Genomic DNA, 22086 nt, shown 5'->3' with positions numbered 1-22086 from the left:
CCGAGTTTCTTTATGCAATCGACCGTAAACAGTGGCTTTTTTGTTGCCTCTTTTGTCCTTAAACGTCATGCAAAGCGTCTTAAATGCTCTAATCGCTCCGACACGGACAATAGAAGAAACGGTTTTACCCATGGATATCAAACAGCTCTGGCTCAACGTCCAAGACATCTGGGGTGCTCTCGATCAGCATCCGCTCCTGCATTCCGGCCTCGGGCTGCTTCTGTTGCTGGTGGTGGCGCTGACCCTCGGACGAGTGGCGCGTTACCTGATCCTGCACGCGACCAAAATGCTCGGCCGCCAACCGGCGTTGCACTGGGTCAACGACTTTCGCCAGAACAAGGTGTTTCATCGCCTGGCGCAGATGACGCCGTCGCTGGTGATCCAGTTCGGCTTGCACCTGGTGCCGGAGCTGGGCAAAACCAGCCTGATTTTCCTCGGCAACGTCGCACTGGCCTTCACCATTCTGTTCCTGGTGCTGGCGATCAGCGCCCTGCTCAATGCGTTGCTGGACATCTACGCCCGCACCGAACACGCCCGCACCCGCTCGATCAAAGGCTACGTGCAACTGGCGAAAATGGTTTTGTACGTATTTGGCGCGATCATTATCGTCGCCACGTTGATCGACCGTTCGCCACTGTTGCTGCTGTCGGGTCTGGGCGCCATGTCGGCGGTGATTCTGTTGGTCTACAAGGACACATTGTTGTCGTTTGTCGCCAGCGTGCAGTTGACCAGCAACGACATGCTGCGGGTCGGCGACTGGATCGAGATGCCGCAAGTCGGCGCCGATGGCGATGTGGTGGACATCACGCTGCACACGGTCAAGGTGCAGAACTTCGACAAGACCATCGTTTCGATTCCGACCTGGCGCCTGATGTCCGAGTCGTTCAAGAACTGGCGCGGCATGCAGCAGTCCGGCGGACGACGGATCAAGCGCAGCCTGTTCATCGACGCCAGCGGCGTGCGATTCATCCGTGATGACGAAGAGCAAAAACTGTCTCAGGTGCACCTGCTGACTGACTACATCAGCCGCAAACAGGCTGAACTCAAGGCCTGGAACGAGGCTCAGGGCAACGTCGCGGCAATGTCGGCCAACCGTCGGCGGATGACCAACATCGGGACCTTCCGCGCCTACGCGCTGGCGTATTTGAAAAGCCATCCGGAGGTCCAGCCGAACATGACCTGCATGGTGCGGCAGATGCAGACCACGGCGCAGGGGATTCCGCTGGAAATCTATTGCTTCACCCGCACCACGGCGTGGGCGGATTACGAGCGGATTCAGGGGGATATTTTCGATTATCTGCTGGCGGTGCTGCCGGAGTTTGGCTTGAGCCTTTATCAGCAGCCGAGTGGCGGGGATCTGCGGGCCGGGTTGCTCCCGGCGATGCTAGGCGCAAGCCACATCCCCGAACCCGAAAAACACATCATGTAACCCCCAAACCCTTGTAGGAGCGAGGCTTGCCCGCGAAGGCGGTGTGTCAGGCAACATTAATGTCGACAGACACACCGCCTTCGCGGGCAAGTCGGACCGCCGCATCGCTCGCTCCTACAGGGGTAGTGGTGTCAGTTGATTTTTCGCTGCGGCGCCTTGTGCACCATGGTGTAGGCGTAATCCACACCCATGCCATACGCGCCGCTGTGTTCCAGCACCAGTTCCATTACCGCCTCGTAAGTGTCTTTGTGTGCCCAGTCACGCTGGTATTCCAGCAGCACTTGTTGCCAGGTGACCGGCACCGCGCCTGCCTGAATCATCCGCTGCACCGACATGTCGTGAGCTTCTTTGGTGGTGCCGCCAGACGCGTCGGTCACGATGTACACCTCGTAGCCTTCAGCCAGGGCTTCCAGCGCCGGGAAGGTCAGGCAGACTTCAGTCCAGAGCGCAGCAATGATCAGCTTCTTGCGGCCGGTGGCTTTCACCGCGTCAACCAGCGCCTTGTCTTCCCAGGAGTTCATCGAGGTGCGCTCGATCGGCTTCTGCTCTGGGTGAACAGCCAGCAACTCCGGCCAGATAAAACCGCTGAAGCTTTCGGTTTCCACCGAGGTGTAGATCGTCGGCACGTTGAAGATCTTGGCGGCCTTGGCCAGGCCGACGGTGTTGTTCTTCAGGGTCTGACGGTCGATCGACTGCACGCCGAAAGCCATTTGCGGCTGGTGGTCAATCAGGATCAGAGCGGAGTTGGTTGGGTTGAGCAGTTCACGAATAGACATGGCGCGTTCCTTTTGATGTCGATAATTCAAATCAGTAATGGGTTAGTCGACGCGGCTTCCAGAGGCTTTGTCGTCGGCTTGGATGTCACTTTAGGGGCTAGCAAGGAAAGGGACAATTACCTAAAATAGAGAATCATTGATTCTAAAATAGGGACAATCATGGATCGCATCGAATGCATGCGCGCGTTCGTCGTCACGGTCGGCGAGAACGGCTTTGCCGCCGCTGCACGGGCAATGGATGTGCCGCGATCAAAAGTCAGTAAACAGATTCAGGCGCTGGAAGAAGCCATCGGCGTGCAACTGTTGCAACGCACCACGCGCAGCCTGCACCTGACCGAGGCAGGCGCGGAGTATTTCGACGCGGCGCGGGAAGTACTGGCCTCGCTGGACGAGGCCGAACAGCGTGCCCGTAACGGCATCGGCGAGTTACGCGGGGTGCTGCGGGTCAATGCGCCGATGTCCTTCGGGTTGCGCCGGCTGGGGCCGCTGATTCCGCTGTTTCATGAACAACACCCGAACATAGAGCTGCAACTGGTGCTCAGCGATCAGCAGGTTGACCCGGTGCGCGGTGGTTTCGACGTGACCATCCGCATCGCCAGCATGCCGGACTCGACAATGATTGCCCGGCAACTGGCGCCGGCCCCGCGAATCATGGTCGCCTCACCTGCGTATCTCGAACGCGCAGGCACTCCGCAGACGCCGCAGGATCTGCGCGCCCATCAATGTTTGAACTACGGGTATTTGCAAAGCGGCGTGAGTTTGCAGCTGTGCAATGGCAAGGAAACCCAGCGGGTCAACGTCACGGGCCCGCTGCACGCCAACAATGGCGACTTGCTCGCCCAGGCTGCCGAAGCCGGCATGGGCATCGCGCTGTTGCCCAATTTCATCGTCGAGGATGCGCTGGCGGCTGGCCGGTTGGTGCCGGTGATGTGTGAATGGCAGGCGCCTGCGATCACGATTAACGCGGTCTATCCATCGGCACGCCGGGTGCCGCAGAAGACCCGGACGTTCATCGAATTTCTGGTGGCGCAACTGGCAGAGAAATAACACGTCCCTTGTAGGAGCGAGGCTTGCCCGCGAAGGCGGAGTGTCAGTCAACATACCTGTTGCCTGTCACACCGCGATCGCCGGCAAGCCGGCTCCTACAGGAGTCAGGTGATTGCCAACGACTTTCGTACACCCAACCGGCTGATCCACACCGCCATCAAAATCACCGATCCGCCAAAGAACAACCGCCCCAGCTCTTCATGCTGATTCCAGATCAGCAGATTGATCAGCAACCCCACCGGCACATGCAGATTGTTCATCACCGCCAGCGTCCCGCCATTCACCAGGCACGCGCCCTTGTTCCACCAGTACAACCCCAGCGCGGTCGAGACCAGGCCGAGGAACACCAGCACGCCCCATTGCAGCGGTGCTTCGGGCAGGAAGTTCTGTTTGCCAAACAACAGAAACGCCGGCAACGCCACCGCCAGAGCGCCGAGATAGAAATAACCGAAGCGCCGGTAATGCGGCAGATCGCTTGGATGACGCGCCACCAGGTGCTTATAAAGCACCTGCCCGGCGGCGTAGGTGAAGTTGGCCAGTTGCAGCAGCAGGAACCCCATGAAGAAATCCGGGTTGATCCGGTCGTAGCGAATCACCGCCGCGCCGAGCACCGCCACCAGCGCCGCGACCAGGGCCCATGGGTTGAAGCGCCGGTTCAGCGCGTCTTCGATCAGCGTCACATGCAGCGGCGTAAGGATGGTGAACAGCAACACCTCTGGCACCGTCAGCACCCGGAAGCTCAGGTACAGGCAGACGTAAGTCACGCCGAACTGCAACGCACCGATCAGCAGCATGCCGCGCATGAACGCAGGCTCCACCGAGCGCCAGCGCGTCAACGGAATAAACACCAGCCCCGCCAGCAGCACGCGCACCAGCACCGCGAAGTAACTGTCGACATGACCGGCCAGGTATTCGCCGATCAGACTGAAGGAAAACGCCTGGATCAGCGTGACAAAAAGTAGATAGCCCATGCTCGCCTCGTTTTGAATGGCGGCGACGATAGCGGGTTTTGCCGACGATCGCGAGAACACACAGATCCCTGTAGGAGCGAAGCTTGCTCGCGAAGACGGTGTGTCAGCCGCTATCTCTGTTGACTGTGACACCGTCTTCGCGAGCAAGCTTCGCTCCTACAGGTTTGTGGCAAACCACTAAATCGCAGGCAAAAAAAAGCCCGATCTCGCTAAAGCGTTCAATCGGGCTACAGCACTCAGGAGCAACAAGTGCAAAGGGAGGTCGATGCGCGTACAGGCTTGAAGGGTTGCGCCAGGTCACTAGACCATCCAGCGATTATCTGGCGATTAAAGCCTCAGGCCACTTGGGAAAGCTTGGCGTTGGCCTGGTTCAGGCCCTTCTCATGGAAGTCACCGCCCAGGTTCATGCCTTCTGCGTGGATGAAGGTCACATCGTGGATTCCGATGAAACCCATGACCTGACGCAGGTACGGTTCCTGATGATCCGCTGTGCTGCCGGCGTAGATCCCGCCGCGAGCGGTCAGCACGTAAGCGCGTTTGCCGCTGAGCAGGCCTTGCGGGCCGGTGTCGGTGTATTTGAAGGTCACACCGGCTCGCAGCACGTGGTCGAGCCAGGCTTTCAGCGTGCTGGGGATCGCGAAGTTGTACATCGGTGCGGCCATGACCAATACGTCGGCGGCCAGCAATTCATCAGTCAACTGGTTGGAGCGCTCCAGGGAAGCCTGTTCGATGTCGTTGCGCTGCTCGGCGGGTTTCATCCAGCCGCCCAGCAGGTTGATATCCAGGTGCGGCACCGGATTGACAGCCAGGTCACGTACGGTGATCTGGTCGTTCGGGTGAGCGGTTTTCCACTGGTTGATGAAGGTCTGGGTCAGTTGACGCGAAACCGAGTCTTGCTGACGGGCGCTGCTTTCGATGATCAGAACGCGGGACATGGGATGTAGCCTCCATCTGAGAATGCTGTAAGTCGATGGAGTGAAGGTTAAACAGAGTCATATCGATGAAAAAGCGCAAATAACTGCTATAACCCATCAATAAATTCGTTTATAAGCTGAGCATGACCTGTGGGAGCGGGCTTGCTCGCGAAAGCGGTGTGTCATTCAACCAATATGTCGACTGATACACCGCTTTCGCGAGCAAGCCCGCTCCCACAGGATCTCGGTGTTATTTGGGGGTGCAGGTCAGGTTGATGCGCATCTTGATGATGGTCCGGTTGAACTTGGCAGTGGCATTTTTGTGCTTGCCGGCAGCCACTTCGATATTGCGGGTGCGCGGCGCTTCCGGACCGTTATTGAAAACCACCTTACAGACTGCATCGGTGCTGCCGAAGTTGTTGACCTGTATGGAGGCGATGTCGGTATCCGTGTCATACGCGTTGTAGTCGATGTCCATGCCGTTCAGCTGTTTTTGTACGTCGATCGGGTAGGCAAACGCAGTCAACGGCAACATCGCCAGCACCACACAACAGAATTTTTTCATTCGGCAGTCTCCAATAAGGACCGCCAGCTTAGGACAAGAGGAGCTCAAGATGAAAGCGCCCCGCGTGACCCTTGATCAATGGCGAACGTTACAGGCCGTGGTCGACCACGGCGGTTTCGCCCAGGCCGCCGAAGCGCTGCATCGCTCGCAATCGTCGGTCAGCTACACCGTGGCGCGCATGCAGGATCAACTCGGCGTGCCATTGCTGCGCATCGACGGCCGCAAGGCGGTACTGACCGAGGCCGGCGGCGTCTTGCTGCGTCGCTCGCGGCAACTGGTGAAACAGGCCAGCCAACTGGAAGACCTGGCGCATCACATGGAACAAGGCTGGGAAGCCGAAGTGCGTTTGGTGGTCGACGCCGCCTACCCCAGCGCCCGCCTTGTCCGCGCCTTGACCGCGTTCATGCCACAAAGCCGTGGCTGCCGCGTGCGTCTGCGCGAAGAAGTATTGTCGGGCGTGGAGGAAGTCCTGCTCGAAGGCGTGGCCGATCTGGCGATCACCGGCTTTAGTATTCCCGGCTATCTGGGCGCGGAGTTGAGCGACGTTGAATTCGTCGCCGTCGCCCACCCCGAGCACGCCCTGCATCGATTGAACCGTGAACTGAATTTCCAGGACCTGGAAAGCCAGATGCAGGTGGTGATCCGCGACTCCGGCCGTCAACAGCCACGCGACGTCGGCTGGCTCGGCGCCGAACAGCGCTGGACCGTCGGCAGCCTGGCCACCGCCGCGACGTTTGTCAGCAGCGGCCTGGGATTTGCCTGGTTGCCGCGGCACATGATCGAACGCGAACTGAAGGAAGGTACGCTCAAGCTGCTACCGTTGGATCAGGGCGGTAGCCGGAACCCGAGTTTCTACCTGTATTCAAACAAGGAAAAACCCTTGGGCCCGGCCACGCAAATCCTCATCGAACTGCTGCGCACCTTCGACACCGCGCCGCTGGATGCGCCCTTCGCTGCCCCAGAACAAGCCTGACACGGAGTGATCGCATGGCCTATTTCGAACACGAAGGTTGCAACCTGCACTATGAGGAATATGGTCACGGCACGCCGTTGCTGCTGGTTCACGGGCTCGGTTCCAGCACCCTGGACTGGGAAAAACAGATCCCGGCATTGGCGACCCGCTACCGGGTGATCGTCCCGGATGTGCGCGGCCACGGTCGCTCCGACAAACCCCGAGAGCGCTACAGCATCGCCGGGTTCAGCGCCGACATGGTTGCCCTGATCGAACATCTGAACCTCGGCCCCGCACATTACGTGGGACTTTCGATGGGCGGCATGATCGGCTTCCAACTGGCGGTGGATCAGCCGCAATTGCTCAAGAGCCTGTGCATCGTCAACAGCGCGCCCGAGGTCAAATTGCGCAGCCGCGACGATTACTGGCAATGGTTCAAGCGCTGGAGCCTGATGCGTGCGCTTAGCCTGGGCACCATCGGCAAGGCCCTTGGTGGCAAACTGTTCCCCAAGCCGGAACAGGCTGAATTGCGTCAAAAGATGGCCGAACGCTGGGCAAAAAACGACAAACATGCTTATCTCGCCAGCTTCGACGCGATTGTTGGTTGGGGGGTTCAGGAACGACTTTCCAGGGTGTCCTGTCCAACCCTCATTGTCAGCGCCGACCGCGACTACACGCCGGTCGCGCTGAAAGAGAACTATGTAAAACTGCTGCCCGATGCGCGGCTGGTGGTGATCGCCGATTCGCGTCACGCCACCCCGCTGGATCAACCCGAACGCTTCAACCAAACCCTGCTCGAGTTTCTCACCGCAGTCGACACCACCACACTCAGGATCACTGACCCATGCTGAAAAAAATCGCCCTCGTCGCTGGCACCGTTCTGTTTGCCGCCAACCTGATGGCCGCTACGCCCGCCAAGGCGCCGCACGTTTTGCTGGAGACCACCAACGGCCAGATCGAAATCGAACTGGACCCGGTCAAGGCGCCGATCAGTACCAAGAACTTTCTTGAGTACGTCGACAGCGGCTTCTACAACAACACGATTTTCCACCGTGTGATCCCGGGCTTCATGGCCCAGGGCGGCGGTTTCACTGCGCAGATGGCGCAAAAAGACACCAAGGCACCGATCAAGAACGAAGCCAGCAACGGCCTGCATAACGTGCGCGGCACCTTGTCGATGGCACGTACGTCGAACCCGGATTCGGCCACCAGCCAGTTCTTCATCAACGTCGCCGACAATGCGTTCCTCGACCCGGGTCGCGACGCCGGTTACGCGGTGTTCGCCAAAGTGGTCAAGGGCATGGACGTGGTGGACATCATCGTCAACTCCCAGACCACCACCAAAAGCGGCATGCAGAACGTGCCTATCGACCCGGTGCTGATCAAGTCGGCCAAGCGCATCGACTAAGATCCACAGGCACAGGGATGTTGAGCGGCCGCCGGCATTCGGCGCCGCTCATAGTGTTTAAAGGAGAGCCCGCACGCGGGCGGAGAACTGATGCTTTATCGCCGTTTTGAACAATTGATTGACGTGTTCCGTGACGCCCCGACGGCGGCTCCGCCCGACCGTGTTTTCCCCTTCTATACCTATTACCTGAAGCAGGTCTGGCCGAGTTTCGCCGCCCTGCTGACCGTCGGCCTGTTCGGTGCATTGATCGAAGTGGCGCTGTTCAGCTACCTGAGCCGCATCATCGACCTGGCCCAAGGCACGCCGAACGTCAATTTCTTCAAGGAACACGGCATCGAACTGGCCTGGATGGCCGTCGTGGCGCTGATCCTGCGCCCGGTGTTCGTGGGCCTGCATGACTTGCTGGTGCACCAGACCCTGAGCCCGAGCATGACCAGCATGATCCGCTGGCAAAACCACAGCTACGTGCTCAAACAGAGCCTGAATTTTTTCCAGAACGACTTCGCCGGGCGCATCGCCCAACGCATCATGCAGACCGGCAACTCGCTGCGCGATTCCGCCGTGCAAGCGGTGGATGCGTTGTGGCATGTGCTGATCTACGCGATCAGTTCGCTGGTGCTGTTCGCCGAGGCCGACTGGCGCCTGATGATCCCGTTGTTGACCTGGATCGCCGCCTACATCGGCGCCCTCTACTACTTCGTGCCACGGGTGAAAGAGCGCTCCGTGGTGTCTTCGGATGCGCGTTCCAAGCTCATGGGCCGGATCGTCGACGGCTACACCAACATCACCACGCTGAAGCTGTTCGCCCACACCAACTTCGAGCAGCAATACGCCAAGGAAGCCATCGAAGAACAGACGGTCAAAGCCCAACTGGCTGGCCGCGTGGTCACCAGCATGGACGTGGTCATCACCAGCATGAACGGCTTGCTGATCGTCAGCACCACGGGCCTGGCGCTGTGGCTGTGGACGCAGTCGCTGATCACGGTGGGCGCCATTGCGCTGGCCACCGGCCTGGTGATCCGGATCGTCAACATGTCCGGCTGGATCATGTGGGTGGTTACCGGCATTTTCGAAAACATCGGCATGGTTCAGGACGGTTTGCAGACCATTTCACAACCGGTCAGCGTCACTGATCACGCAGAGGCCAAACCGCTGACCGTCGCCCGGGGCGAAGTGCGTTTCGAGCACGTGGATTTTCACTATGGCAAGAAGAGCGGGATCATTGGCGACCTCAACCTGACGATCAAACCGGGTGAAAAAATCGGATTGATCGGCCCGTCCGGCGCCGGTAAATCGACTCTGGTCAACCTGCTGCTGCGCCTCTATGACGTGCAGGGCGGGCGGATCGTGATCGACGGCCAGAACATCGCCGAAGTCGGCCAGGAAAGCCTGCGCGAGCGCATCGGCATGATCACCCAGGACACGTCGCTGCTGCACCGTTCGATCCGCGACAATTTGCTCTATGGCAAACCGGACGCCACCGATGCCGAACTCTGGGAAGCGGTGCACAAGGCCCGGGCCGACGAGTTTATCCCGTTGCTCTCGGACGCCGAGGGACGCACCGGTTTCGATGCGCATGTCGGTGAGCGTGGGGTGAAGCTCTCCGGTGGTCAGCGTCAGCGGATCGCCATCGCTCGCGTGCTGCTCAAGGACGCACCGATTCTGATCATGGACGAAGCGACTTCGGCGCTGGATTCGGAGGTCGAAGCGGCGATTCAGGAAAGCCTGGAAACCCTGATGCAGGGTAAAACCGTGATTGCCATTGCTCACCGGCTCTCGACCATCGCCCGGATGGACCGGCTGGTGGTGCTTGAGAAAGGCAAGATTGCCGAGACGGGGACCCATGCTGAGTTGCTGGCGCATGGCGGGTTGTATGCGCGGTTGTGGCAGCATCAGACTGGGGGGTTTGTTGGGATCGATTGATTGGGGATTGGGGTTGGGATTGGGGGCATATCCGTTGCTGCGGTAACGGCCGCTATGGGTTTCGCCCTTACGGCGAGTCACTTGGAGAAGCGCCAAGTAACCAAGCGCTCTTGCCCCTTTCGTTCGGTGCCTCGCTAAGGCTCGGCATGCCCTCGCTCCGGTCCTGCTCCGTGGGCCCGCCGCCATCGGCCATCCCTGGCCGGGGGCGGCTAACCCGGCATCCATGCCGGGTTGCCCACTGCGCAGAACCTCCACTCGGCCTCTCGAGGGGGCGTGTACCTCAAGATCAAAAGCGGAAGGCGAGCTAACGCTCGGCCTGATGAGTGGTGAAAATCAAAAGCGTACGTGCCCCCTGTAGGAGCCGGCTTGCCGGCGATAGCGGTGGGTCAGTCGACGTATTTATCGCCTGAAAGGACGCCATCGCCAGCAAGCTGGCTCCTACAAGGGAAATGCATAGGTGTCTGGAGAAATACGATCCCCTGTAGGAGCCGGCTTGCTGGCGATAGCGGTGGGTCAGTCGACACATCTATCGCCTGAAAGGACGCCATCGCCAGCAAGCCGGCTCCTACAGGGGAGCGGTGTTCATGTCCAGAATGAGTGAGCGCAGCAGAGAAGAAGAAGAAGAAGAAGAACGCGGACAGCTGAGAGCCAGGTCGGCTTTCAGGCCGCCTCGGCGGCTGTGGCGGTAGTCGCCCCCTCGAGAGGCCGAGCGCAGGTTCTGCGTAGTGGGCAACCCGGCATGGATGCCGGGTTAGCCGCCCCCGGCCATGGATGGCCGATGGCGGCGGGCCCACGGAGCAGGACCGGAGCGAGGGCATGCCGAGCCACAGCGAGGCACCGAACGAAAGGGGCAAGAGCCTTTTGGTTACTTTGGGGCTTTTCCAAAGTGACTCGCTGTAAGAGCGAAACCAATAGCCGCCATTACCGCAGTAACGGATATGCCCCCAACCCACAAACCCCCATCAACCCCAGCCCCCAACAGCTCTAAGCCCACTGGAATTCCAGAAAAACCCTGCTGTACTCAGCCAAGGTTCTGGAGATGAGCCTGTCGTAAATCTGCAGGATGCATAACTCGATACAGTCTCGATAGGAAACCTATCAAGGACACTCTCATGTCTCTGTTCAAACGTTCAGTCACTGAGTTGTTAGGTACGTTCTGGCTGGTGTTGGGGGGTTGCGGCAGTGCGGTTCTGGCCGCGTCTTCTCCGCTTGGAATCGGAGTGCTCGGTGTGGCCATCGCGTTTGGTCTCACCGTACTGACCATGGCCTTCGCCATCGGCCACATCTCCGGTTGCCATCTCAACCCCGCCGTATCGGTCGGTTTGTCAGTCGGTGGCCGATTCCCCGCCAAGGAACTGCCCGCCTACATCATCGCCCAGGTCATCGGCGGGATCATCGCCGCCGCGTTGATCTACTACATCGCCAGCGGCAAGGAAGGCTTCGACCTCTCCGCCGGCCTGGCCTCCAACGGCTACGGCGAACACTCCCCCGGCAAATACTCGATGGCTGCAGGCTTTGTCTGTGAGCTGGTGATGACGGCGATGTTTGTGCTGATCATCCTCGGCGCCACCGACAAACGTGCGCCGGCCGGGCTGGCACCGATCGCCATCGGCCTGGCCCTGACACTGATCCACCTGATCTCGATTCCCATCACCAACACCTCGGTCAACCCGGCCCGCAGTACCGGCCCGGCCCTGATTGTCGGCGGCTGGGCGATCGCGCAATTGTGGATGTTCTGGGTCGCGCCGCTGCTGGGTGCGGTGGTTGGTGGTGTGACGTATCGGTGGCTGGGCAAGGAAGGCACTTGACCCCATGGAAGAGGATCAGTCCTGTCGGTAAGGCAAGGCGGTCCTCGCTTCCTCGGCATAGGCCAGGACGCCGAGACGCTCCTGATGAAGGAAGTCTTTGACGGCGGCTTTCAAGCCGGGATGGCGCAAGTAGTGCCAGGAATGGGTGATCACTGGTTCAAACCCGCGAATCAGTTTGTGCTCACCCTGAGCACCGGCATCGAAACGCTGAAAACCGTTGGCAATTGCGTAGTCCATCCCTTGATAGAAACACGTCTCGAAATGCAGACGATCGAACTCCGCCAGACAGCCCCAGTATCGCCCGTAAAAACTGTCGCCGCCCACCAGGCTGAAGGCCATGGCCACCGGCCGTGAGCCCTGTTTGGCCAGGACCACGCGAATCGATTCCGGCATGCGCTCGGCCAACAGACTGAAAAATTCCCGCGTCAGATAGGGCCGTTGCCGGCGCACCGCGTAGGTGTTGGCATAACAGGCGTAAACGAAATCCCACTGCGCCTGATCCAGTTGCTTGCCTTCCAGCCACTCGAAATCAAACCCCTGCCCCGCCACTTGCTCGCGCTCTTTGCGCATCTGCTTGCGCTTGCGCGAACTGAGGACGTCGAGGAAGTCCTGAAAATCCCGATAGCCGCGATTTTGCCAGTGGTACTGACAGCCGATGCGCTGCAGCCAGCCGGGTTGTTCGGCCAGCGCCGCGTCGGTGAACGGATCGGTGAAATTGATGTGCGCACTGGAGAGTTCTTCGATCTCGAGGTAGCCCGGCAAACTCTTCAGCAGTTCGAAACCGTCCTCGACCGAGGCCGCCAGCAAGCGCGGTCCGCTGACCGGGCTGAACGGCACGGCGGTCAACAGTTTGGGGTAATAGTCGATGCCGGCACGCTCGCAGGCATCGGCCCAGGCGTGATCGAACACGTACTCGCCATAGGAATGCCATTTGCGGTAACTGGGCAGCGCGGCGATCAACCGGTCCCCGTCCATGTGCAACAGATGCTCGGGCTGCCAACCGGAATGCGCGCCGACGCTGCCACTGTCTTCCAGTGCACTGAGAAAGGCATGGCGCAGAAACGGCTGGGTTTGCGGCACCAGGGCATCCCAGGTGTGCGGGGCTATTTCGGACAGACGTTCCAGGCGTTGCAGCGGCATCACTTCCCTCTCCACTTCTTGGCGTAAAAGCCTCGCGAGTATCGCCTATCGAGGCGCAATCCACACTCGTGATCCGCCGACAGGGCCCGGAATAGAAAGTTCCTTCGCACTTTGTATCGTCATCGAGCCGCCATCACTTTGCCACTGCCTTGTCATAAACCATCGCGATACTGGCGCCAGTTTTTAGAGCGTCGGGTTCTTAGCCCGATCACTGTTTTCCGTCCGACATCGGTCGGTTGTGCCCTGGATGGCTAAGTCATCCCCTCTCATCTTCGGAGATTGATATGCGTCTTGCTTCCACGAAAACTGCGGCGGCCCTGTGTGGCGGTCTGCTGCTGGCCATGAGTGTTCCGGCCAGCGCCGCAGTCGACGCCAAACTGCTCGACATGCTGAAGGCTAACGGTTCGATTACCAACGCGCAGTACAGCGAGTTGCAAGCCGAGCTGGCCAGGGATCAGAAGGATCAGCAAATCGCCCGTCAGGCTCAGCAAGAGACTAACGAGCAGATCGCGGCCACCGCGAAGAAAACCGAAGCACTGAGCACCTTCGACCAGAAACTGGCGTGGGCTGCCAAGACCCAGTTCAAGGGTGACGTGCGTTTCCGCCAGGAAACGGTCAAGAACGACGGTGTTTCCAACACCGGCGACCAGGATCGTCAACGTATTCGCGTCCGCCTGGGTGCCTACACTGCAATCAACCCGCAAGTGGACACCGGCATCCGTATTGCCACTGGCAGCGACAACGACTCTCGTTCCACCAACCAGAGCCTGGATGGCAACTTCACCAAGAAGGATATCTGGCTGGACCAGGGTTACGTCGACTACCACCCTGACGCCATCAAGAATCTGCACTTGATCGGCGGCAAGATGGCGCAACCATGGGTGAGCATGGGCGACATCATCTGGGATAGCGACATCAACCCGGAAGGTCTGGCAGTGACTTACAAATACCCGCTGGGCGGCAGCACCGAGCTGTTCGGTAGCGCCGGCCACTTCACCCTCAAGGACAACGTCGACGGCGAAGGCAAGCAGTTCCGCCACGACCTGCGTCTGTACTCAGGCCAGTTGGGCGCGCGTTTCGCGATCACTGACAACCTGAAAATGACCTTGGGTGGCAGTCTCTACGCTTACGACAACGACAACGACATCAACAATACCTGTGCGGCGAACACCTGCCGACTGGCCATTAACGGCAACACGGCGAACGAACAGTTCAAACTGTACGAAGGCTTTGGTCAGCTCGACATCGGCGGCCTGCCAATGCCATTGTCGATCTACGGTCAAGTCGTCAACAACGACGATGCCAGCAACGATCAGGACATGGGCTGGTTGGCCGGTGTCAAGACCAACGTCTTCGGCTTCGGCGTGGACTACAACTATCGTGACGTACAGCGTAACGCCGTGGTCGGCGCCTTCACCGACTCTGACTTCGCCAACGGTTTCACCGGTTCGCGCGGCAGCAAGTTGAAAGTGAGCTACGAGATCGACAAGAACTTCGCCCTCGGCGCGACGTACTTCATGGCTGATTCCGACTACACCAACGCCACCCTGCGCGACTCGAAAATCAACACCCTGCAACTGGATGCCGAAGCCAAGTTCTGATCCCTGCTACACGGTTCGGGCAAGGACGCCCAAACTGCTTTTACAAACTCGCGCTGCTGTATCGGTCCCCATCATCCGTCCGATACCGCAGCGCGAGTTTTTTTATGCAAAAAAAAGATCGCAGCCTTCGCAGGCTGCGATCTTTTCATTTACCGCGACAACTCAACGCTTGCGCAGAATCACGCTACCAATCGAATAACCGGCGCCGAACGAGCTGAGCACCGCCAGCGAACCCGCCGCCAGATCATCCTGGTTCTTGTGAAACGCAATCACCGAGCCCGCAGAGCTGGTGTTGGCGTAGGTGTCGAGAATCACCGGGGCTTCTGCTTCGGTGGCTTCGCGGCCCAGCAGTTTCCTCACGATCAAGTGGTTCATGCTGAGGTTGGCCTGGTGCAGCCAGAAGCGCTTCACGTCGCCGACGTTGAGCTGGTTCTCTTCCAGGTGCGCACCGATCAGCTCGGCCACCATCGGGCAGACTTCCTTGAACACCTTGCGGCCTTCCTGCACGAACAGTTTGTCCTTGGCACCGATGCCCTCTTCCGCCGCGCGGTTGAGGAAGCCGAAGTTGTTGCGGATGTTGTTGGAGAACTTGGTCAGCAGCTTGGTGCTGACCACGTCGAACTGGTACTTGGACGTCGCCAGGTCCGCTCGTTCGATGATCACTGCAGTGGCCGCGTCGCCGAAGATGAAGTGGCTGTCGCGGTCACGGAAGTTCAGGTGACCGGTGCAGACTTCCGGGTTGACCATCAGCACTGCCCGGGCCTGGCCCAGTTGCACGCTGTTGGCCGCCGCTTGAATGCCGAAGGTCGCCGAGGAGCAGGCCACGTTCATGTCGAAACCGAAACCCTGGATGCCCAGGGCTTCCTGGACTTCGATGGCGATGGCCGGGTAGGCGCGTTGCAGGTTGGAGCAGGCAACGATCACGCCGTCGATGTCGGCCGCGGTTTTGCCAGCACGCTGCAAGGCTTGCTCGGCGGCGCCGATGGCCATCTGGCAGAGGACCGACCACTCGTCGTTCGAGCGCTCCGGCAGACGTGGCGTCATGCGTTGCGGGTCGAGAATGCCGTCCTTGTCCATGACGAATCGGCTTTTGATACCGGAGGCTTTTTCGATAAACGCGGCGCTGGATTCGGTCAATGCCTCGACTTCGCCACGGGCGATGGCGTCGGCGTTGTCGGCGTTGAACTGCGCGACGTAAGCGTTGAAAGACTGCACCAGCTCTTCGTTGGAAATGCTGTTGGCCGGGGTGTACAGGCCGGTGCCGCTGATGACGACGTTATGCATGGTCGTTTCTCTAATCTGTTCAGGCAGAAAGCATTGGCACCGACGTACCAATACATAAAGGGTCTGTTCCCGTCACAGGAAGCAAACCTGGCATCGCTTTATTCCGAACCGCCCGAACCTGTGGAGGCTCAAAACCGCGGGGCCGGCGTTTATAGGCGCGAAGTTTGCCATAAACGTTAGGTTTTGGCCCCTTTTGCGAGTGCAACGGCACTACGGTTCAAGTAATGACAAACGGCAGATATCCAACCTGTAGGAGCACGGCTTGCCGGCGAAGGCGGCCTTGAACCTTGCATCGCACTCAAAGACGCCTTCGCCGGCAAGCCGTGCTCCTACAGGTTTTAGGGTTCGACCTGGGTCCATTGCTTGTTCAGACGTTTGTCGGAGATCGGCACCTTGGTCCCCAACTGTTGGGCGAACAGCGAAACCCGGTACTCCTCCAGCCACCAGCGATAGAGCTCCAGCTGCGGATCGCGTTTACCTTCCTGGGCGTGTTTGTTGGCGCGAGTCTGGTATTGAGTCCAGAGGCCGGACAACTCACCGCTCCAGACCCGATCCTTCTGCACCTGCGCAGCCAGCTTCTCGAAGCGCTGCTCGATGGCTTTCAGGTAACGCGGCAGTTCCTTGAGCCACTGCATCGGCGTTTCGCGGACGAACCCCGGATACACCAGATGACTGAGCTGCTGCTTGATGTCATTCAACGCCACGGCCTGCGCCAGATCGATCTTGCCCTTGAAGCGTTTTTGCAGGCCGTGCCAGAGCTTGAGAATCTCCAGGGTCAGCTTCGCCAGACGCTCGGCATGCTCGGTCCAGCCGCCGCGTTTGCGTTCGGCCAGCGCCGCCAATCCGGCGCCATCACGCGGCAACGGGTCTTCGCCGTCGAGGATGCAGCTGTCGAGACTGGCCAGCAGAATGTCTTCCACCAGACTGTCGACGCGACCCATGTCGCGGTACATCAGGCCCAGCTCGGTCAGGCCCGGCAACTTGCCGCGCAGGAACTTCGCCGGTTCCGCCAGTTGTTGCATCAGCAGGCGCTGCAACGCGCGGCGATGTTGGAACTCGGCTTCGGCCGGTGTCGAGAACCGCCCTTCCTTGACCGTGCCGGCCTCTTCGACCAGCGCCGGATACACCGTCATCGAAAGCCCGGCAATCTTCTGTTGGGTCTTTTCCGCCACGGCGGCGAAGACTTTCGCCTCCACCGGTTGCTGGCTTTTTGCCGTTTGCGGGACGGCCAATGCCGCCTGGCTGGCTTCAGCGAATCGCGCGGTGAGTTCCGCCAGATTTCGTCCTTCGCCGAGGAACTTGCCCTGGCCATCGACGATTTCCAGGTTCATCCGCAGGTGATTTTCGACCTGCTGCGCCGCTTCGGCCCATGCTTCATCGCTGACCCGCGCACCGGTCATGCGCAGCAACTCGCGCCCCAATGCCTGAGGCAACGAACCCTCGGCAAAGGTCATGCGCTGCAACGCGGCTTTGACGAAGTCCGGCACCGGTACGAAATTCTTGCGCAGCGCCTTGGGCAGGTTGCGCACCAAGGCAATGCACTTGGCCTCGATCACGCCGGGCACCAGCCACTCCAGACGTTCCGGCGGCAGCATCGGCAACAGCGGCGCCGGCACGCGCAGGGTCACGCCGTCACGCGGGTGGTTCGGTTCGAAATGGTAACTGAGCGCCAGTTCCAGATCGCCGATGTGCAAGGTGTCCGGGTAATGCAGCGCGGTGACTTCACTGGCCTCGCGGGCCAACACGTCTTCTTCGCGCATGATCAGCAGTTGCGGGTCTTTCTGGCTGTTGACCCGATACCAGCTGTCGAAGGTCGCGGTCTGGTGAATCTCCGCCGGCAGTCGCGCATCGTAGAAGGTGAACAGGGTTTCTTCGTCGGCCAGAATGTCGCGACGGCGAGCCTTGGCTTCCAGCTCGTCGAGTTGTTCCAGCAGTTGCTGGTTGGCGGTCAGGCACTTGGCTTTGGATTGAATCTCGCCGCGTACCAGGCCTTCGCGAATGAAAAACTCACGGGACACCACCGGATCGATCGGCCCGTAATGCACCGGCCGACGACCGACCACGATCAGCCCGAACAAGGTGATCTGCTCGAACGCCACGACCTGCCCGCGCTTCTTCTCCCAATGGGGTTCGAAGTGGTTTTTCTTGATCAGGTGCCCGGCGAGCGGCTCGATCCAGTCGGCATCGATCTTGGCAACCATGCGCGCGTAGAGCTTGGTGGTTTCCACCAGTTCGGCGGTCATCAGCCATTGCGGGCGCTTTTTGCCGAGGCCCGATGACGGGTGAATCCAGAAGCGCCGCTGCCGGGCACCGAGGTAATCGCCTTCATCGGTTTTCTGCCCGATCTGGCTGAGCAGGCCCGAGAGCACAGCTTTGTGCAGCTTCGGGTAATCCGCCGGCTCTTTGTTCAGGCTCAACTGCATGTCGCGGCAGATCAAACTCAACTGACGGTGCGAGTCGCGCCACTCGCGCAGCCGCAGGTAGTTGAGGAAATTCTTGCGGCACCAGTTACGCAGCGGACTGGCCGTCAGCGCCTGGCGCTGTTCTTCAAAACCACGCCACAGATTGACCAGCCCGGCGAAGTCCGAGTCCACGTCCTTCCATTGCGCATGCGCCTGATCCGCCGCTTGCTGACGCTCTGGCGGACGCTCGCGCGGGTCTTGAATCGACATCGCACTGGCGACGATCAGCACTTCCTGCAAGCTGCCGAGTTTCGCCGCTTCGAGCAGCATGCGGCCCATGCGCGGGTCCACCGGCAGGCGCGCCAATTGACGCCCCAGCGGGGTCAGCTGGCTGTTGCGGTCCACCGCCGACAGCTCTTGCAGCAGGTTGAAACCGTCGCTGATGGCCTTGCCATCGGGTGGCTCGATAAACGGGAAATCGGTGATCTCGCCGAGGCGCAGATGCAGCATCTGCAAAATCACCGCCGCGAGGTTAGTCCGCAGGATTTCCGGGTCGGTAAATTCCGGGCGACCGATGAAGTCTTCTTCGCTGAACAGCCGTACGCAAATGCCTGGCTCAACCCGACCGCATCGACCTTTACGCTGGTTGGCGCTGGCCTGGGAAATCGCTTCGATGGGCAGGCGCTGGACCTTGGCGCGGTAGCTGTAGCGGCTGATGCGCGCGGTGCCGCTGTCGATCACGTAACGAATGCCCGGCACGGTCAGCGACGTTTCGGCGACGTTGGTCGCCAGCACCACGCGACGCCCCGGGTGCGACTGGAAAATCCGCTGCTGTTCGGCCGGCGACAAGCGTGCGTACAACGGCAGGATTTCGGTGTGTTTGAGTTGCGCCTTGCGCAGCATGTCCGCGGCGTCGCGAATCTCGCGCTCGCCGGGCAAGAACACCAGCACGTCGCCGGGGCTCTTGCGCTCGCTGCGTTCGAACGCGGCGATTTCGTCGAGGGTGGCGAGGATCGCCTGATCCACGGTCAGGTCATCCTCGACGCGGTTGCCCTCTTCATCCTGTTCCAGGGTCAGCGGGCGATACCAGGTTTCCACCGGGAAGGTACGACCGGAGACCTCAACGATGGGCGCATCGTCAAAGTGCTTGGAGAAACGCTCCAGGTCGATGGTCGCCGAGGTGATGATGACCTTCAGGTCCGGACGACGGGGCAGCAGGGTTTTCAGGTAACCGAGCAGGAAGTCGATGTTGAGGCTGCGTTCGTGGGCTTCGTCAACGATGATCGTGTCGTAGCGTTCGAGGTAGCGGTCGTTCTGGGTTTCCGCCAGCAGGATGCCGTCGGTCATCAGTTTGATCAGCGTATTGGAATCGCTCTGATCCTCGAACCGCACCTGATAGCCGACCAGCGCGCCCAATGGCGTCGCCAGTTCTTCGGCAACCCGGCTCGCCACGCTGCGCGCCGCGATTCGACGCGGCTGGGTGTGGCCGATCAGGCCATGCTGGCCGCGACCGATTTCCAGGCAGATCTTCGGCAACTGGGTGGTTTTGCCCGAGCCGGTTTCACCGGCGATGATCAGCACCTGATGCTTGAGCAGCGCTTCCTTGATTTCATCGCGCTTGGCGGCGATGGGCAGGCTGTCGTCGTAACGAATCACCGGCAGGCTGGCGCGTCGCGCCAACACCTGATCACAGGACGCCTGCATGCGCGCCACCCACTGGGCCAGCTTGGCTTCGTCGGGTTTCTTGCGCAGCTCAAGCAACTGCCGACGCAGCCGGTGGCGGTCGGCGAGCATGGCGTGATCGAGGTTTTTCAGCAGTTTGTCGAGTGAAGGCGATTCGTCAGTCATCAGGTACGCAATAAGTCGTCTAGTGGCGCAGGGGGCGGATTGTCGCAGATTTTACGACCGCTGCGCGGCCGAATCGCGAGCAGGCTCGCTCCCACACTGGATCTGCAGCGACCACAAAATCGGGGCACCGCGGTCAAATGTGGGAGCGAGCCTGCTCGCGATTCGATTGCGCAGCAATCGCAGAGAACTACTCGGTATCCATGCCCTTGCGCCGATACGGGAACACGTCGATCACCTTGCCGGCACGAATCGCCTCTTGCAGACTTTTCCAGTAATCGGCGTTGTACAACTCGCCGTGCAACTGATCGAACAAGCGCCGCTGCGCGGAATCGGCAAACAGAAACGGCGGGAACTCCTCGGGGAATACGTCCAGCGGCCCGATCGAATACCACGGCTCGGACGCCATTTCGTCTTCCGGCGTGCGCGGTTGCGGGATGTGGCGGAAGTTGGCTTCGGTCAGGAAGCAGATCTCGTCGTAGTCATAAAACACCACGCGACCGTGACGGGTGACGCCGAAGTTTTTCAGCAGCATGTCGCCGGGAAAAATGTTCGCCGCCGCCAGTTGCTTGATCGCCAGGCCGTAATCTTCCAGCGCATCGTGAACCTGCGCCTCGTTGGCGTTTTCCAGGTACAGGTTCAACGGCGTCATCCGCCGCTCGGTCCAGCAGTGGCGGATCAATACGGTGTCGCCTTCCACCGATACGGTAGACGCCGCCACGTCCAGCAATTCTTCCAGACACGCCGGCTCGAACTTGCTCAACGGAAAACGGAAATCGGCGAATTCCTGGGTATCGGCCATGCGCCCGACGCGGTCGACGCTTTTCACCAGCCGGTACTTCTCGATCACCGTCGCGCGGTCGACGTTTTTCGACGGCGAGAAACGGTCCTTGATGATTTTGAACACGGTGTTGAAACCCGGCAGCGTGAACACGCTCATCACCATGCCGCGCACGCCGGGGGCCATGATGAACTGGTCGTCGGTGCTGGCCAAGTGGTTGATCAGCGCCCGGTAGAACTCCGACTTGCCGTGCTTGTAGAACCCGATCGAGGTGTACAGCTCGGCGATGTGCTTGCCCGGCAAGATCCGCCGCAGGAAACCGATGAACTCCGCCGGCACCGGCACATCGACCATGAAGTAGGAACGGGTGAACGAGAAGATGATCGACACGTCGGCTTCGTCGGTAATCAACGCATCGATCTGGATGCCGCGGCCCTCAAGGTGCAGCAGCGGAATCGCCAGCGGCCATTGCTCATCGGTGGTGTAGATGCGCCCGACCAGATAAGCGCCCTTGTTGCGGTACAACACCGAGGAAAACAGCTCGACGCTCAGCTCGGGATCCTTGCACACCCAGTCCGGCAGGTTCTCGCGCAGCTGTGCTTCGAGGCGACGCAGATCGCCCGCGAGGTCGGCGTAATCCTCGCTGAAACGGTAGTCGGCAAAAATGCTCGCCAACATGCCCGACAACTGGCCTTGAGGTTTGTAGGTGCGGGTTTGCGCGGCGCGCGCCCGGCGCAGGCTAGGCCGGGTGGTGTGGATGAACATGCAGCCGTCGCTGATCAGGTCGTGGCTGAACAGCCCGCAGAAGATCGAGTTGTACCAGGTCTCGGACAGTTCATCGTCGAAGCGCAGGTCGATCAGGCTGATGTAGGCGCTTTTGACCAGTGGCCAGCAGCTGACATCCAGCGTGTCGGCGTCGAACGCGATGCGCAGCCGGTCCACCGTTTCGCTGACTTTCTCTTCGTAGAGGTTGATCCGCGCCGCCGAGGCGATTTGCGTTTCCTGCCATTGGGCTTGCTCGAAACGCGCCCGGGCACCGTCGGTGATCTGCCGGAAATGCTCGCGGTAATCGTCAAAGCCATCGAGGATCATTCGGGCGATGTCGGCGGCTGGCCATTGCTGCGGCATGGTGAGACCTCTACGGGAATTCGGAAGGCCTGAGCTTAGCCAGTGAACCGGGTGCAGGAGAAGCCTAATTTCGGTCCGAAAACGAATGAATCGCTCATGGGCGCAGTTTTTT

Annotated in this window: 15 protein-coding genes and 1 pseudogene; 8 read left to right on the top strand and 8 right to left on the bottom strand. The window is 60.0% G+C overall.

Annotation, left to right across the window (positions count from 1 at the left end; genetic code table 11):
• The first annotated feature begins 130 nt into the window (after positions 1 to 130).
• Positions 131 to 1429 carry a mechanosensitive ion channel family protein gene (locus IB245_RS00155; protein WP_008034280.1) on the top strand — a complete coding sequence of 433 codons (1299 nt, stop codon included), beginning with the start codon at positions 131 to 133 and terminating at the stop codon, positions 1427 to 1429.
• Between the two features lie 131 nt (positions 1430 to 1560).
• On the opposite strand, the gene IB245_RS00150 is transcribed toward IB245_RS00155, so the two are convergent.
• Positions 1561 to 2205: a hydrolase gene (locus IB245_RS00150; RefSeq protein WP_192225943.1), complete on the bottom strand. Its 645-nt coding sequence runs from the start codon at positions 2203 to 2205 to the stop codon at positions 1561 to 1563.
• A gap of 159 nt (positions 2206 to 2364) precedes the next feature.
• On the opposite strand from IB245_RS00150, the gene IB245_RS00145 reads away from it, so the two are divergent.
• Complete coding sequence (locus IB245_RS00145) at positions 2365 to 3252, top strand: LysR family transcriptional regulator (protein WP_008034284.1); 888 nt, start codon at positions 2365 to 2367, stop codon at positions 3250 to 3252.
• Positions 3253 to 3356: 104 nt separating this feature from the next.
• Here the strand turns inward: IB245_RS00145 and IB245_RS00140 are convergent, their stop codons facing one another.
• From IB245_RS00140 to IB245_RS00130, 3 genes are all read right to left on the bottom strand, one after another.
• Positions 3357 to 4223 (bottom strand): carboxylate/amino acid/amine transporter, encoded by an 867-nt coding sequence (locus tag IB245_RS00140; RefSeq protein ID WP_008040940.1) that lies wholly within the window; start codon positions 4221 to 4223, stop codon positions 3357 to 3359.
• Positions 4224 to 4558: 335 nt separating this feature from the next.
• Complete coding sequence (locus IB245_RS00135) at positions 4559 to 5158, bottom strand: FMN-dependent NADH-azoreductase (protein WP_192225941.1); 600 nt, start codon at positions 5156 to 5158, stop codon at positions 4559 to 4561.
• A 229-nt stretch (positions 5159 to 5387) separates the two neighbouring features.
• Positions 5388 to 5702 (bottom strand): hypothetical protein, encoded by a 315-nt coding sequence (locus IB245_RS00130; protein ID WP_008034289.1) that lies wholly within the window; start codon positions 5700 to 5702, stop codon positions 5388 to 5390.
• Between the two features lie 49 nt (positions 5703 to 5751).
• Here IB245_RS00130 and IB245_RS00125 point away from each other — a divergent pair, with 49 nt between their 5' ends.
• From IB245_RS00125 to aqpZ, 5 genes and pseudogenes are all read left to right on the top strand, one after another.
• A complete protein-coding gene (locus IB245_RS00125; RefSeq protein ID WP_008034291.1) occupies positions 5752 to 6675 on the top strand; it encodes a LysR family transcriptional regulator in 924 nt (307 codons plus the stop codon).
• 14 nt (positions 6676 to 6689) lie between these two features.
• Positions 6690 to 7495: pseudogene (locus IB245_RS00120) on the top strand (alpha/beta fold hydrolase).
• A gap of 3 nt (positions 7496 to 7498) precedes the next feature.
• The gene (locus IB245_RS00115) at positions 7499 to 8062 is read left to right on the top strand and encodes a peptidylprolyl isomerase A (RefSeq protein WP_008034295.1); all 564 of its coding nucleotides are present in this window, start codon (positions 7499 to 7501) and stop codon (positions 8060 to 8062) included.
• A 90-nt stretch (positions 8063 to 8152) separates the two neighbouring features.
• Complete coding sequence (locus IB245_RS00110) at positions 8153 to 9985, top strand: ABC transporter ATP-binding protein (RefSeq protein WP_192225938.1); 1833 nt, start codon at positions 8153 to 8155, stop codon at positions 9983 to 9985.
• A 1112-nt stretch (positions 9986 to 11097) separates the two neighbouring features.
• Positions 11098 to 11793: an aquaporin Z gene (gene aqpZ / locus IB245_RS00105; protein ID WP_008029032.1), complete on the top strand. Its 696-nt coding sequence runs from the start codon at positions 11098 to 11100 to the stop codon at positions 11791 to 11793.
• A gap of 15 nt (positions 11794 to 11808) precedes the next feature.
• Here aqpZ and IB245_RS00100 read toward each other — a convergent pair whose 3' ends face one another.
• The gene (locus IB245_RS00100) at positions 11809 to 12933 is read right to left on the bottom strand and encodes a GNAT family N-acetyltransferase (protein WP_192225936.1); all 1125 of its coding nucleotides are present in this window, start codon (positions 12931 to 12933) and stop codon (positions 11809 to 11811) included.
• Positions 12934 to 13217: 284 nt separating this feature from the next.
• Here IB245_RS00100 and IB245_RS00095 point away from each other — a divergent pair, with 284 nt between their 5' ends.
• Positions 13218 to 14534, top strand: coding sequence for a putative porin (locus IB245_RS00095; RefSeq protein WP_008029035.1), 1317 nt, complete (start codon positions 13218 to 13220; stop codon positions 14532 to 14534).
• 162 nt (positions 14535 to 14696) lie between these two features.
• On the opposite strand, the gene IB245_RS00090 is transcribed toward IB245_RS00095, so the two are convergent.
• From IB245_RS00090 to aceK, 3 genes are all read right to left on the bottom strand, one after another.
• Positions 14697 to 15818, bottom strand: a complete 1122-nt coding sequence (locus tag IB245_RS00090) for a beta-ketoacyl-ACP synthase III (protein ID WP_008043468.1) — start codon at positions 15816 to 15818, stop codon at positions 14697 to 14699.
• 338 nt (positions 15819 to 16156) lie between these two features.
• A complete protein-coding gene (gene hrpA, locus IB245_RS00085) occupies positions 16157 to 20068 on the bottom strand; it encodes an ATP-dependent RNA helicase HrpA (RefSeq protein WP_192225934.1) in 3912 nt (1303 codons plus the stop codon).
• A gap of 187 nt (positions 20069 to 20255) precedes the next feature.
• Positions 20256 to 21974 carry a bifunctional isocitrate dehydrogenase kinase/phosphatase gene (aceK, locus tag IB245_RS00080; RefSeq protein WP_192225932.1) on the bottom strand — a complete coding sequence of 573 codons (1719 nt, stop codon included), beginning with the start codon at positions 21972 to 21974 and terminating at the stop codon, positions 20256 to 20258.
• Positions 21975 to 22086: the final 112 nt, after the last annotated feature.

This window comes from Pseudomonas sp. PDM02, from assembly GCF_014852285.1.
GTDB lineage: Bacteria > Pseudomonadota > Gammaproteobacteria > Pseudomonadales > Pseudomonadaceae > Aquipseudomonas > Aquipseudomonas migulae.
The sequence above is the reverse complement of the archived record's forward strand: the minus strand, read 5'-3'. Positions and strand labels throughout refer to the sequence as shown.

Coding starts and splice junctions, on each gene's coding strand:
- IB245_RS00150 (WP_192225943.1), bottom strand. CDS start 2,205: ATGTCTATTCGTGAACTGCTCAACCCAACCAACTCCGCTCTGATCCTG.
- IB245_RS00130 (WP_008034289.1), bottom strand. CDS start 5,702: ATGAAAAAATTCTGTTGTGTGGTGCTGGCGATGTTGCCGTTGACTGCG.
- hrpA (WP_192225934.1), bottom strand. CDS start 20,068: ATGACTGACGAATCGCCTTCACTCGACAAACTGCTGAAAAACCTCGAT.
- IB245_RS00100 (WP_192225936.1), bottom strand. CDS start 12,933: ATGCCGCTGCAACGCCTGGAACGTCTGTCCGAAATAGCCCCGCACACC.
- aqpZ (WP_008029032.1), top strand. CDS start 11,098: ATGTCTCTGTTCAAACGTTCAGTCACTGAGTTGTTAGGTACGTTCTGG.
- IB245_RS00155 (WP_008034280.1), top strand. CDS start 131: ATGGATATCAAACAGCTCTGGCTCAACGTCCAAGACATCTGGGGTGCT.
- IB245_RS00110 (WP_192225938.1), top strand. CDS start 8,153: ATGCTTTATCGCCGTTTTGAACAATTGATTGACGTGTTCCGTGACGCC.
- IB245_RS00095 (WP_008029035.1), top strand. CDS start 13,218: ATGCGTCTTGCTTCCACGAAAACTGCGGCGGCCCTGTGTGGCGGTCTG.
- IB245_RS00115 (WP_008034295.1), top strand. CDS start 7,499: ATGCTGAAAAAAATCGCCCTCGTCGCTGGCACCGTTCTGTTTGCCGCC.
- IB245_RS00145 (WP_008034284.1), top strand. CDS start 2,365: ATGGATCGCATCGAATGCATGCGCGCGTTCGTCGTCACGGTCGGCGAG.
- IB245_RS00090 (WP_008043468.1), bottom strand. CDS start 15,818: ATGCATAACGTCGTCATCAGCGGCACCGGCCTGTACACCCCGGCCAAC.
- aceK (WP_192225932.1), bottom strand. CDS start 21,974: ATGCCGCAGCAATGGCCAGCCGCCGACATCGCCCGAATGATCCTCGAT.
- IB245_RS00135 (WP_192225941.1), bottom strand. CDS start 5,158: ATGTCCCGCGTTCTGATCATCGAAAGCAGCGCCCGTCAGCAAGACTCG.
- IB245_RS00125 (WP_008034291.1), top strand. CDS start 5,752: ATGAAAGCGCCCCGCGTGACCCTTGATCAATGGCGAACGTTACAGGCC.
- IB245_RS00140 (WP_008040940.1), bottom strand. CDS start 4,223: ATGGGCTATCTACTTTTTGTCACGCTGATCCAGGCGTTTTCCTTCAGT.